11 protein-coding genes and 1 pseudogene are annotated in these 12756 nt (G+C 70.1%); 4 read left to right on the top strand and 8 right to left on the bottom strand.

The window, feature by feature from the left end; all coding sequences use genetic code 11:
• Positions 1-388: 388 nt before the first annotated feature.
• Positions 389-1150: pseudogene (locus ACFY9V_RS23355) on the bottom strand (transposase); the annotation flags it as partial.
• A gap of 11 nt (positions 1151-1161) precedes the next feature.
• Here ACFY9V_RS23355 and ACFY9V_RS23350 point away from each other — a divergent pair.
• Together ACFY9V_RS23350 and ACFY9V_RS23345 are read left to right on the top strand one after the other, a co-directional pair.
• Entirely contained in the window at positions 1162-1491 is a 330-nt protein-coding gene (locus tag ACFY9V_RS23350) for a substrate-binding domain-containing protein (protein ID WP_391162708.1), read from the top strand.
• 152 nt (positions 1492-1643) lie between these two features.
• Entirely contained in the window at positions 1644-3122 is a 1479-nt protein-coding gene (locus tag ACFY9V_RS23345; RefSeq protein WP_391162707.1) for a glycoside hydrolase family 6 protein, read from the top strand.
• Positions 3123-3386: 264 nt separating this feature from the next.
• Here the strand turns inward: ACFY9V_RS23345 and ACFY9V_RS23340 are convergent, their stop codons facing one another.
• Positions 3387-3794: a copper chaperone PCu(A)C gene (locus ACFY9V_RS23340; RefSeq protein WP_391162706.1), complete on the bottom strand. Its 408-nt coding sequence runs from the start codon at positions 3792-3794 to the stop codon at positions 3387-3389.
• 122 nt (positions 3795-3916) lie between these two features.
• Here ACFY9V_RS23340 and ACFY9V_RS23335 point away from each other — a divergent pair, with 122 nt between their 5' ends.
• Positions 3917-4165 carry a hypothetical protein gene (locus ACFY9V_RS23335; RefSeq protein ID WP_391162705.1) on the top strand — a complete coding sequence of 83 codons (249 nt, stop codon included), beginning with the start codon at positions 3917-3919 and terminating at the stop codon, positions 4163-4165.
• Between the two features lie 191 nt (positions 4166-4356).
• On the opposite strand, the gene ACFY9V_RS23330 is transcribed toward ACFY9V_RS23335, so the two are convergent.
• From ACFY9V_RS23330 to ACFY9V_RS23305, 6 genes are all read right to left on the bottom strand, one after another.
• Positions 4357-4896, bottom strand: a complete 540-nt coding sequence (locus tag ACFY9V_RS23330; RefSeq protein ID WP_391162704.1) for an EF-hand domain-containing protein — start codon at positions 4894-4896, stop codon at positions 4357-4359.
• 789 nt (positions 4897-5685) lie between these two features.
• Entirely contained in the window at positions 5686-7203 is a 1518-nt protein-coding gene (gene adh, locus ACFY9V_RS23325) for an aldehyde dehydrogenase (RefSeq protein WP_391162703.1), read from the bottom strand.
• A gap of 194 nt (positions 7204-7397) precedes the next feature.
• Positions 7398-8630 carry a GAF domain-containing protein gene (locus ACFY9V_RS23320; protein WP_391162701.1) on the bottom strand — a complete coding sequence of 411 codons (1233 nt, stop codon included), beginning with the start codon at positions 8628-8630 and terminating at the stop codon, positions 7398-7400.
• Positions 8631-8916: 286 nt separating this feature from the next.
• Positions 8917-9363, bottom strand: a complete 447-nt coding sequence (locus tag ACFY9V_RS23315) for a hypothetical protein (protein ID WP_391162700.1) — start codon at positions 9361-9363, stop codon at positions 8917-8919.
• Positions 9364-9540: 177 nt separating this feature from the next.
• Complete coding sequence (locus ACFY9V_RS23310; RefSeq protein WP_391162698.1) at positions 9541-11439, bottom strand: coagulation factor 5/8 type domain-containing protein; 1899 nt, start codon at positions 11437-11439, stop codon at positions 9541-9543.
• Between the two features lie 195 nt (positions 11440-11634).
• A complete protein-coding gene (locus tag ACFY9V_RS23305) occupies positions 11635-12054 on the bottom strand; it encodes a TOBE domain-containing protein (RefSeq protein WP_355335071.1) in 420 nt (139 codons plus the stop codon).
• A 273-nt stretch (positions 12055-12327) separates the two neighbouring features.
• On the opposite strand from ACFY9V_RS23305, the gene ACFY9V_RS23300 reads away from it, so the two are divergent.
• Positions 12328-12723, top strand: coding sequence for a molybdopterin-binding protein (locus ACFY9V_RS23300; RefSeq protein WP_188283203.1), 396 nt, complete (start codon positions 12328-12330; stop codon positions 12721-12723).
• The last annotated feature ends 33 nt before the right edge of the window (positions 12724-12756 follow it).

Below are 12756 nucleotides of genomic sequence, written 5' to 3'. Positions count from 1 at the left end.
GAAGGATCGAAAACAGCTTCTGACCTTGTTCTTTATGGTCTGAGCCGCTTTGAGAGTGCGTGATACGACTCGTTCAGCTGCTGAGTAGGGTTGTGGTCATGGCCAAGGGGATGGGGCGGCGGCCCAAGGCGGATCTGGACAGCCGCATCGAGGACGTGACGCTGTCCATCCTGGAGTGGCTTGGCGAGCAGGGAGTCGGTGCCATGATCCGGGTCGACGCGGAGCGCATGCGTGACGGTCAGCCGGCGTGGACGTTCGCTGCTTCAGGTGGGCCGCTGGGCGGTGGGATGAGGGCGGACGGGGCCTCGGTCGCCGAGTGCATGGACGTGGCACTGCTTCGATTGCGCGAGGCCGGGCTGGCTGTTCCATTCTGACGTTGTACTCCGTCTCTGAGCTGATCGTGTTCGATGATGCTTTCGGGGCGTCTGGTGGTCTTGCCCACGTCGTAGCGGGTGGCGGGGTGCCGGTTTTTCGAGCCGGGTGGCCTGCCGGGGCCCGGCTGGCTTGGTTTGGGTGCACGCGCCGGGCAGGGCAGGTTCGGGCGGAGGTTCCTGAACCCCCGGCGGACTCGGGCCGGGGTGAGTCGGCCGGGCCCGACGGGCTTCTCCCAGGGGTGGCGTAAGCCGGCGGCGGCCTCGCGCAGGAGGCGGATCTGGGTGTGGGCGGCGATGATCAGCCAGGTCCAGCGCTCGTCGGCCTCGGGGGTTCGCAGCTTCGGACGGGTCCACCCGAGGGTCTGTTTCATCAGCCTGAGGAGGTGCTCGATGTCGAACCTCCTCAGGAACGCCAGCCAGCGCACGTCGACGTCCTCGCTGTCCAGGCTGGTGGCGGACGACCAGAGCCAGAGCGGGAGTGGGTCGCCTCCGCCGGGCAGGCGGTCGACCTGGAGGCGGATCAATGTGCCTTCGATGACGGGGAGTTCGCCGGTGTGGTCGATCCGGGCGGGGCGGATGGTAAGACGGGGGTGGGTGCGGTCCCAGGCCATCGCGCGGGCGGTGCCGTACCGGTCGGTGACCTGCTCGGTTGCCGCGTCCGGCTCGCCCCAGGTCTCCGGCTTGGCGAAGCGGAGCTCCTTGCCGTGCTTCGGCGGTCGCCCGCCATGGGGGTAGGACAGGGCGTACTCCTTGAGCGAGGGCGTCGGCCGTCGCACCTGCCAGGGACATGGTGCACGACGGCCTCGACTTCGACGGTGTCTTCTGCGCGACCGGCACGGTGGCGATGGGCGTGCCGCGCGGCCTCGCCGACTCAGGGGTGCGGGTGCCCGGTGAGGTCAAGCTGATCGGCCTCGACAACGTCGAGACGAGCGCATACCGCGCCCCCTCCCTGTCCACGATCGACCCGGACGACGACGCGAGGGCACAGTCCGCGGTCGGCCTCCTGGCCCGGCGGTCGCGTCGTCGGTCAAGGACGAGGAAGGGATCGTCAGCCGCTTCGCTCCGGTGGCCAGGGAATCGACCTGCCGATGAGGCCAGATGGACCGCGGCAGAGTGAGCCGGCCCGAAAGTGTCCCGCGCAGGGGATGACGGGCCCTCGTCGTACTCGCTAGGCTCAATCCAGCAGTGGGAGCGCTCCCACTTACCCCGTCGCATCTGGCCCTCGCTCCCTGAGGGCCCTCTCCCCCCACGAGAGCACGGAGGAAAACTGTGACACCCCCCATCGGTACCCCACGCCCGGCCGAGGCGGTCAAGGCTCCCGCGCGCGGGTCGCGGCTGCGCAAGGCCATGGCGCTCGGCGTAGCCGCAGGTCTCGCCGCCACCGGCATCGTCCTGAGCACCGAGATCACCGCGGGCGCCGCGGCGCAGGGCAGCCTCCCGACCGGGACCCAGCTCTACGCGGACCCCAACTCCCAGGTCGTCCGCTGGGTTGCCGCCAATCCCGGTGACTCCCGCCAGCCGGTCATCGCCCGGCGGATCGCAAGCCAGCCGCAGGCGATCTGGTTCTCCAACTACCGCCCCTCCACCGTCACCGGCGACGTCCGGGCTGTCACCACGGCCGCGGCCACCGCCGGACAGGTGCCGGTGCTGGCCGTGTACGAGATCCCCAACCGTGACTGCGGCGGCGCGTCCGCAGGCGGCGCACCGGACCTGGCCTCGTACGACGCCTGGGTGCGCAACTTCGCCGCCGGGCTGGGCAGTGGCCGGTCGATCATCATCTTGGAGCCCGACTCCATCGCCCTGACCACCTGCCTGACCGCACAGCAGCAGGCCGACCGGTTCGCCTCGCTCTCCCGGGCGGGAGCCGCCATCCACGCCGCCGCACCCAACGCAAAGGTCTACCTGGACGGCGGCCACTCGGCCTGGAACAGTGCCTCGGAGCAGGCCAATCGGCTGCGCAGCGCCGGCATCCTGACGAATGCCGACGGCCTCTTCACCAACGTCTCCAACTTCAATACCACGGCCAATGAGGTCAACTTCGCCAAGAACGTGCTGGCCGCGCTCGGCAACCCGGCCAATCTGCACGCCGTGGTGGACACCAGCCGCAACGGCAACGGTCCAGCGGGCGGCGGGGCATGGTGCGACCCGTCTGGCCGGGCGATCGGCGCCTATCCCACGACCAACACCGGCGACGCGGCGATCGACGCGTTCCTCTGGGTGAAGCCGCCAGGAGAGGCGGATGGCTGCGCCGGCGCCGCAGGTACCTTCCTGCCGGACGTGGCATACGCGCTGGCATCCGCCGGAACCTCGGACCCCGTTCCGCCGACGACCCCGCCGACCACCGCCCCGCCGACCACCGTTCCGCCGACTACCGCCCCGCCGACGACCCCGCCGACCACGGCCCCGCCCACGACCCCGCCGCCGACAGGTGCGGCCTGCTCCGTCAGCTACAAGATCGTCAGCGCCTGGACGGGCGGCTTCACCACGGACGTGACCCTGCGCAACACCGGCGGCAGCGCAGTCAACGGCTGGTCGCTCAAGTGGACTTTCCCTGCCGACCAGAAGATCACCAGCGCATGGAACGCCACGACCACCCAGTCCGGCGCCACCGTGACCGCCACCGACCTGGGCTACAACGGCGCCGTCCCCGCGGGCGGCTCCACCAGCTTTGGTTTCCAGGGAACAGGCTCCGGCACCACCTCGCCCACCGCGTTTACGCTCAACGGCTCTGCCTGCACCGTCTCCTGACGCACCATCCGCTCTACGGCGGTGGCCGGCCCGGAATCTTCCCGGGCCGGCCGCCGCGGTACGCCCGGCACGGGCGATTGATTGGACGAGCCCCCGTGCGGGGGGAAAGCGGTATTGATCGCGCCTTTGAGTCTGACTGGGGCCGGCCCTGCCGGCACCGGCTGACAAGGTCAGGCGAGAAGCCGGCGGATCAAGGTCGGGGCCCGGTACGCGGGATGATTCCCAGAAGGTGTCTGCGGTTGGTCCGCCCACGACCCAACCCTGTCAGTCCGTCACGAACATACCTTCGGGGAAGAACGTGCCCCCGACGGGAACGTCGACCTCGAAGAGCTCGTTCGTGGACAGGACGAACCGCAGAGGTTCGTTCTCGCCGCAGTGTCGGGATGAGGGGCCCAGCAGCAGGAAGTGCTCGTGGGGCCTGAACTCGAACTCGCCCTTGGCCGGGATGACGACCTTGTCCAGCCTGCCGGCCTCCATCTCTTGGTCCCGGGCGATGGCCTTGTGCATCGTGACGGACATGAAGGTATCGGCGAACACCAGGTGGATCTCGATGTCCTTGTCGTGGGAGTTCTTCAGCTTGAGGAAACCTACGCCTTTCGACCCCGGCCCGGGGGAGACCAGAGAGTGCTTGAGGTCGGCGGAGATATGGGCGGTCGGGGGGTGAGTGACCATCGGGGCGGCCTGCCTTCCACACGTGGCTTCGCCCGGCGACGGATGTCTCCGGGCCACCATGCCTGACGACCAAGTTCGTCTGGGTCACGCCTGTCACTTCGCACGACAACCGCGCATATGCGGTGAAGACCGCCTACACCACGTTCAGCTCGCAACTGATGCACCAGAGCGACGACGGCCGCCTGTCCAAGGAGCAGTTCGTCACCGAGCTGCACGCCCGGCTCGACGACTCCAGCCGTGCGGACGTGATCGAGATTCTGTCCGAGGCCCTGTTCAACATCGCGGACACAGCGCGAATCAACGAAGTGAGCAAGGCGGAGTTCGTGGACCTCGCCACGGCCGTCGGCGATGCCGCCCCGTCCATTGCATGAGAGGCATTCACCCAGCTCGACGTGGGACAGGGACGGCGTGATCCGCCGCAAGGAGTTCGTCCACAGCGTCCGCGAGTTCCTGACCAACCCGAATGCCCAAGCCGGCGCCGACGGCATCATCCTCGGCGCGGAGTAGGCGTCGGGCAACCCGCCCGGAGTGGGCCCGAAGATCACCCTCACGCGGTCGCGCCCTATGCCGCCGTGCGCTCGGGAACGGCGGCAAGGAGCCAGCTCCCCGGGACGCCGTCCGGTGCAGTGAAGAAGCCGTGCGCCGCCGCTTGGAGGTCGCCGAGGGTGAGGAAACCGTCATGGTCACGGTCGAGATGCTCGAACTCGTAGCCGACGGTGTCGACGGAGGCGTCGGCGTGGCGGGCCTTCAGGTACTCCTCGAACGCGGCCCTGCTGACCTTGCCGGACCTGTCGGTGTCCATGACGGCGAACACCGTGGAGACGAATTCGCGGATGTAGTCGGGAAGGGTCTCGGGAGTCGTCCCGACCATCGCCTTGTCCACGTAGTTGAGCAGTTCGATCTTGCTCACCTGACCGTCTTTGTTCGCGTCGCTGTGCCGGACGAAGCCCTGGACCAGCCTCTGGGTTCCCAGGGCCAGTGGCGTCGGCCGGGAACTCGAAATACCTTCGACGTACGCCAGATCGCGCGGGTTGATGCCGCCGCTTCCGTCCTTGTCGAGCCGCTCGAACAGTTCAAGAACCCTCTGCGTGTACGCGCCCATGATTGGCATCCTTGAGTGTGAAGGGTGCTGCTGCCAGCCTTGCTGACGAACGTAGTCCGGCGATCATCAGCGCTTCCGCAGCACTCAGCTGGTGTCCACCGATCGGGTGACACCCCGCCGGGCCGGATCCGGAGCGGGCAGCCCGACCGCGCGGTCGAGGCGATCGAGATTGCCCGGCGCGACGGCCGGCGGCCCGTCTGAAGCGGCGTGCCGCCAACGCCACTCGGCTTGTGCCGATTCCTCCGCCGTTCGTCGTCATGCTGCGCGCGTATGTGGACCGGTTCGACATGGCACCGGACGGTCGGGTCTTCCGGAACGCGGCTGGCGGTTACGTCGACGCCGGGGCTTAGGGCATCACGTGGGCCAGGGCGCGCGCCGGTGCGCTCACAGCGGAGGAGCAGGTCTTGATGCTGGCGAAGCGGCCGTATGACCTTCGGTACGCGGGCGTCTCCTTCTGGCTGGCCTCCGGTGTTGATCCTGCCGAGTGGGCCCGAAGGGCCGGGCGTCCAGGTCATGTTCAGCTGCTGCGCCACGTTCCTTGCTGGAGCGCAGGACTACGCCGACGGTCGCATCGAGGAATCGGTGCGGCTCTGGGGGCAGATGGCGGAGACCGTCGACGGCGGGCCTTGGGCGGCCCGGTCCGGAAATAGACCGGGACAGCTGGTCAGAGGGGGGAGACCAGGGGGAGATGTCGGGAGAACACCGGGCGCCGTACACCGACGGCGCTGAGGACACCAAGGCGGCGCCCGACCTGGCGAAAGGCCAGGTCAGGCGACATATTTGAGGAGTCTAGAAGAAGCCGAGCTTCTTCGGGGAGTACGAGACCAAGAGGTTTTTGGTCTGCTGGTAGTGCTCGAGCATCATCTTGTGGTTCTCGCGGCCGATGCCGGAATTCTTGTAGCCGCCGAAGGCCGCGTGGGCCGGGTAGGCGTGGTAGCAGTTGGTCCAGACGCGGCCCGCCTTGATCTCGCGGCCGAGCCGGTAGGCGGTGTTGCCGTCGCGGGTCCAGACGCCCGCGCCGAGGCCGTACAGGGTGTCGTTGGCGAGTTTGAGGGCCTCGTCGGTGGAGTCGAAGGTGGTGACCGAGACGACCGGGCCGAAGATCTCCTCCTGGAAGATCCGCATGTTGTTGGTGCCGCGGAAGATCGTCGGCTCGATGTAGAAGCCGCCCTCCAGGCCGGGGACGGTACGGCTGGTGCCGCCGGTCAGGACCTCGGCGCCCTCCTGCTTGCCGATGTCGAAGTACGACAGGATCTTCTCGTACTGGTCGTTGCTGGCCTGGGCGCCGAGCATGGTCGCCGGGTCCAGCGGGTCGCCGCCGACGATGGCGCGGGTCCGCTCCAGACAGCGGGCCATGAACTCGTCGTAGATCGAGGAGTGGATCAGCGCGCGGGACGGACAGGTGCAGACCTCGCCCTGGTTGAGGGCGAACATCACGAAGCCCTCGATCGCCTTGTCGAGGTAGTCGTCGTCCGCGGCCATCACGTCCGGCAGGAAGATGTTCGGGCTCTTGCCGCCCAGTTCCAGCGTCACCGGGATGATGTTCTCGCTGGCGTACTGCATGATCAGCCGCCCGGTGGTGGTCTCACCGGTGAAGGCCACCTTCGCCACCCGCGGGCTCGACGCGAGCGGCTTGCCCGCCTCCACGCCGAATCCGTTGACGACGTTGAGCACACCGGCGGGCAGCAGGTCGGCGATCAGCTCGATGACGACCAGCAGGCTGACCGGGGTCTGCTCGGCGGGCTTGATGACCACGCAGTTGCCCGCCGCCAGCGCCGGCGCGAGCTTCCATGTGGCCATCAGGATCGGGAAGTTCCACGGGATGATCTGGCCGACCACGCCCAACGGCTCGTGGTAGTGGTACGCGACGGTGTCGGCGTCGATCTCCGAGATGCTGCCCTCCTGGGCGCGCAGCGCTCCCGCGAAGTAGCGGAAGTGGTCCACCGCCAGCGGCAGGTCGGCGGCCAGCGTCTCGCGGACCGGCTTGCCGTTCTCCCACGTCTCGGCCACCGCCAGCCGTTCGAGGTTCTCCTCGATCCGGTCGGCGATCTTGTTGAGGATGTTCGCCCGCTCCGTGGCCGAGGTGCGGCCCCACGGACCGGCGGCCGCGTGCGCGGCGTCCAGGGCCAGCTCGATGTCCGGCGCGGTGGACCGCGCGACCTGGCAGAAGGTCTCACCGGTCACCGGGGACGGGTTGTCGAAATACTGTCCCTCGGCCGGTGCGACCCAGCCGCCCCCGATGAAGTTGTCGTACCGCTGGGCGAAGCTGACGATGCTGCCCTCGGTGCCTGGCTGCGCGTAGACCATGGCGGCGCTCCTCGGTGTACCGGTGTGCGGGTTACGGTGTCAGCACTCACTGTGGTGGCCCGAGGTTGGCAAAAGGTTGGCGCCGCGGGGCCTGTGCGGACACCGGGGCGCGCATGGTTGGCGGCGCGGGGCCTGTGCGGACGCCGGGGCGCGCGGACGCCGCTTCCCGCACGGCACGGCCGGAGACCGTCGCGTCAGCTCCGCAGCGCCGCGTTCAGCCGGCTCGCCGCGATCCCGCGCCGCGCGTCGCCGGGACCGAGCAGCCGCAGCGCGTGCTCGTGCACGGCTGCGTCGTACGGCGCCCGCTCCCCGTACCGCAGCGCGTGCTCGGGGCGGGTGTCGGCGAGTACCGCCTCGCGGACCACCACTTCCAGGTGCTCGCGCCAGGCCACGATCCCCGGCGCCTCCGACATCGGCAGCAGCGGCCCGCGGTAGTGGCCGACGGCCGCCGCGATGTCACCGCACTCCAGCGCCCGCAGCACCTCGGCCGCGTCACAGCTCACCGGCACCGTCAGCGCGTACCGCCTGGTCGCCACCCCGCCGTTCAGCGCGCGCCGCAGATGCGACAGCTCGGCCTTGAACGTGGACGCGGTCACGCAGCGGTCGCCGTACAGCGACGCCCGCAGCCGGTCGGGCGCGAAGCCCTCGGGCTCCAGGGCGAGCAGCGTCAGGATCTCCAGTTGGCGCGGCGGCAGATGCAGCGGCTCACCGTCGCTGGTGGCCTGCGCCGTACCGAGGCAGCGCAGTTCGAGACCGGCGGGGCGCTGCGGCTCCGGAGCGCCGTCCAGCAGCCGGGCCTCGATGGCGGAGGCCAGGGTGCGTACGGTCGGCAGGGCCAGCGGGTGCGAGCGGTCCCAGGTGGTGGAGAGGTCGAGGACGCCCAGCACCCGGCCGTCGGGGGCGTGGATGGGCGCGCAGTAACAGACCCAGCCGTGCAGGGCCGCGACCAGGTGCTCGGCGGAGAAGACCGTGCTCGGGCGGCCGGTCCGAAGCGCCAGGGACAGCGCGTTGGTGCCCATCGCGCGCTCGTCCCACCGCCCGCCCGGCGCGAAATTGACCCGCTCCGCCCTGCGCCGCATCAGCCTGCCGCCGCACGTCCACAGGATCGTGCCGGACTCGTCGGTCACCGCCGCGACGAAACCCGCGTCCTCGGCGATGCTGTGCAGTTCCCCCGACAGGTCGGCGACCGGCGCGCGCAGCGGCGAACCCTTCCACCGCGGATGGACCGCGCCGTCCTCGGAGACCGGCGCGCTGTCCCGCGCGGGATCCACCGTGCCGACGCTGCGCACCCAGGAGTCGGTGACCTCACGGCGCAGCGGTGCCGGGCCCGCCGGATAGCCCCCCGCCGACCTCAACTGCGGTACGCGGCGGGCCCATTCGTTTTCCAGTACGGTCCTGCGGTGCTGGAGCGCACCCTGCTCTGCCATGGCCTTCCCGACTTCTGTGTCGTCTTCGTCGTCGACATGGATGTCCGGGCACTGCCGGGTGCCACCTCGTAGGGGAGGCGGCGTGATCCGCATCATAATCGGACACCTCGCCCGCAGGAAGGCTGTTCGCGGCAGTCCGCACCGCGTTCGCGTCCGGTCGGCAGCAGAACGGCTCGGGCCGCTCGTACCGCTCGCGCGCCTCGTACGGCTCCCAGGACGCGACGGAGGGCGGCGCCCCCCGTGTCACGGGGGCGCCGCCCTCACGGCATCCGAGGACCGCGGTCGGTCAGTGGCCGAACAGGTGCCGCGCGTGACGGTGCCGCGGTGCGGCCGCCGTCTCGGAACCGTCGGCGCTGTCGGCCGCCGTGGAACCGCCGTACGCGTAGTCGGTCCCGGCGTCCCCGGCCGGTGCGGCCGTGGTGTCCGCCGTCTCCAACCGGGCCGCCAGCGCGTCACGTTCCCTGGCGTTGTCCTTCGCGGCCCTGCGGGCCTCGGTGAGCTTGCGGGACTTGCGCCGGTGGCTCACTCCGCCGCCCATCGCCATCGCGGCGCCGAGGCAGAAGATCAGGGCGAGCGCCAGACCGGCGCAGAAGATCTGAAGGGTGTTCATGGTCGCGATGGAGTGCCCGAGCACCGACACGTTGTACTCGGGACCTCCCGACGTGTTGTCGGCGATGGCGAGGCCGGTGAAAGCACCGGCACCGGCCAGGAGCAGCAATCCCAGGATCAGCATTGCGGTCACCTCCGATGGTGAGCTGCGTACCCCTCGGCTACCCGCCGGACGGCATCACATACGTCCCGCCCGTATCGGCCGCCGATCGTCCGCCGCACGCGCCGCCCCGGTGACGCGGCGCGTCACCGGGGCCCGTCACCACGCGTCACCGCCCGCCACCCGGGCGTGCGCGAGACGTCAGTGCGTCGGCGGGTAGCTCACCACGTCCACCGGGACCGTCGCCGAGCCCTGCGCCGCCGCGCCGTAGTCGTTGATGACGTGGTCGATCACGCCGTCTCCGTTGAGCGAGACGGTCAGCAGGTCGTGGAACCGTACGCCCGGCCGGTCGGGCACCTCGAAGCTGTGGGCGTTGTGGATCGTCGGGTCCACGTTGAAGAAGCAGTAGCTGCCAAGACCCCAGCCCTCGTGGTGCCGGACCGAATCCGCCACCTTGTACGCGGCCCAGCCCGCGACGCCGTGATGCCCGTAGGCGGCCTGATTCGGCGGGTCGTACGGCAACTCGTTCTGGAACATGACCGTCCGGCCGTGGTCGCCGTTCCAGATGACGTTGTACTTCTGGTAGTGCTCCACGAACAGGCCGGTGGCCAGGACGTGGTCACCGTTGACGACCACGCCGGTCTCCGCCGTGTTCACCGTCCAGCCGACGCCCGTACCGTGGTCCGCGCGCCAGGCCCAGATGTGGTCGAGCAGCACATTGTCGCTGTTGACGACCAGGCTCGTGGTGGCCTTGCCCGCGCCCGCGCCGCCGATCCGGAAGAACACGTCCTGGAGCGAGGTCGGGTCGCGCGGGTCCGTACGGCCGCCGCGCCTGCTGCCGACCTCCAGCAGGGCGGGGGAGTTGGTCTTCCCCGCGTCGAAGAGCAGCCCCGCGACGCGGACGCCCTTGACGTCCGCGACCGTCATCGGCACCGCTCCGCCGACCGGCGTGAGGGTGGGGAAGCCCAGGCCGAGCACCACCGTGCCCGACCACTTGACCTTGATGGACTCCGCCAGCCGGTAGACGCCCGGCGTCAGGAGCAGGTGCTTGCCCTGCGCCAGCGCGCGGTTGATGGCGCGCACCGAGTCCGTGGGCTTGGCGATGAAGAACCGGTCGATGGGGACCGAGGTGCCCTCGGTCGTACCGCCGGACCAGGACGCGCCGACCGCGTCGTGCCGCAGCGACGGCAGGAACACCCGGTAACGGCCCGCCGAGTCGACGTACAGGAAGGGCTTCTCGCGGCTGAGCGGGCTGGTGGCCAGCGTCGTGTACGGCGGGTCGGGGAAGGACTGCTCGGGGGCGCCGACGACACCCGCGAAGACCTGGTTCCACACGCCGTTGGACCAGGAGCCGACCGAGCTGTCCCGCGTCAGCCACTGCTGCTGCGAGGCGTTGATCACCTGCCCGTCCACCACCGAGTCGGCGATGAAGCCGCCGCTGGAGTAACCGCCCTGCCGGGGGAAGAGGAAGAGCTGGCCGCGGATGTGCACCCGGCGCAGCGGCGCGGCCTGCGACACCGCCCACCAGTTGATGCCGTCGGTCGGGTTGACCGCCAGATTCTCCGCCGAGCGCCAGAAGTTGGTGAGCGCGCTGTCGCCGCCGCCCGGCTGCGCCTGCCCCTCGACGCGCACCGCGCCGTTGATGGTCACGTCGTCGGGCGACAGCCCGAGGCCCGCGACCGAGGTGTAGTAGCCGAGTTGCGCGTCGACGTCGTACGTGCCCGGCTTGAAGAGGAAGGCGAAGCGCTGCGTGCCGAATTCGTTGGCGACCTGTACGGCGGTGGCCGCGTCCAGCGCGGCCTGGATGTCGGCGGCGGGCATGCTCGGGTCGAAGACGGTGACGTTCGGGCCGAAGTCGGGTTCCGTGGACGGCGAGTGGCCGCCGGGGGAATGGGAGCCGGGGGAGTGCGCGCCGGCCGACCGCGCCGCGGCGGGGGTCGCGGCACCCGCCAACGGCACCACACCGGCGAAAGCGGCCGTGGCGATCAGCGAACGGCGGCTCAGACCGCCGCGCTCCCCGGATGTGTGCTGCGACTGCGATGGCGCCTGCGGCTGCTGCGAGTTGGGAAGTGCACTGTCTGCGGCCCTGAACGAAGACATGAGCTACGACCACCTTCTGACGGCGAGGGGGGAATTGAGAGCGCTCTCTTGGAGACGTACCCTCGCGGGCCGCGCGACTGGGTGTCAAGCACGAAGAGAGCGCTCTCTCGCAGCGAATCGGCTGGTGACTCCACCGGGTTCACCAGCACACCACTGGCCTCAGGAGTGCTGCCTCGGCCACCGGCGGACGGGTCGTCAGACGGTCGCGAGCGAGATCTCCGTCGACTTGATCAGGGCGGTGACGGCGGTGCCCTGGGCGAGTCGGAGGTCGACGGCCGCGTCCTTGGTGATCGCGGAGGTCAACTCGCCGCCCTCGACGGAGATCTTCACCGCGGCCATCGCGCCGCCCGTGGCGATGTCCGTGACGGTGCCCGGCAGTTGATTGCGGATGCTGAGCCCCGAGACCGGGCCCGTGGCAAGGGAGACCTCGGTGGACTTCACCAGGGCGCGGACCGCCGTGCCCTCGGCGAGGCCGAGTTCGTCCGCCGCCTCCAGGGTGATCGCGGCGGTGATGTCCTGGCCGCCGTCCAGCCGTACCTTGACGGTCGCCATCACCTCGCCGGGGGTCACGGACGCGACGGTGCCGGGAAGTTGGTTGCGGATGCTCAGGCTCATGGGGATACGCCTCGATCTCCGTATGGAATGTCGGATTTGCCGGGTGCGGCTCTGGCACTCTAACCGGGCGCCGTACGCGCGCCGGGGCGCGAACCGGCACGGCGCGTCCGCCGTGTCGCCGCCGCCTGCCGCCCGCCCCCGTGCCGCCCGCCCCCGTGCCGCCCACCCCCGTGTCGCCCGCCTCTGGCGTCCGCCGGAGTCCATTGAGGGGCCGCCGTGTCGCCGCCCGTGGTGTGCGGAGCCGGGTGGCGGGCTGCGCTTATTGTCTTCCCCATGCAGTCCTACACGATCGGCCAGGCCGCGCGGCTCCTGGGCGTCAGCCCCGACACGGTCCGCCGCTGGGCGGACGGCGGCCGGGTCGCCACCCACCGCGACGACAACGGCCGCAGGCTCATCGACGGCCGTGACCTGGCCGCGTTCTCCGTCGAGATCGCGCAGTCCGACAGCGCGGACGAGGACGCCTCGTACACCTCGGTCCGCAACGCCTTCCCCGGCATCGTCACCGCCGTGAAGCTCGGCGACGTCGCTGCCCAGGTGGAGATCCAGGCCGGGCCGCACCGGCTGGTGTCCCTGCTGACCCGCGAGGCCGTCGAGGAACTGGGCCTGGAGGTCGGGATGCAGGCCACCGCCCGCGTGAAGTCCACGAACGTGCACATCGACCGGGTCTGATCCGCCGCGCCTTCGTCCGCGCCACCGTCGCGC

The organism is Streptomyces sp. NPDC008317 (assembly GCF_042955955.1).
Taxonomy (GTDB): Bacteria; Actinomycetota; Actinomycetes; order Streptomycetales; family Streptomycetaceae; genus Actinacidiphila.
Note: the sequence above shows the minus strand (reverse complement) of the source record. Positions and strands in the feature narration are given on the sequence as shown.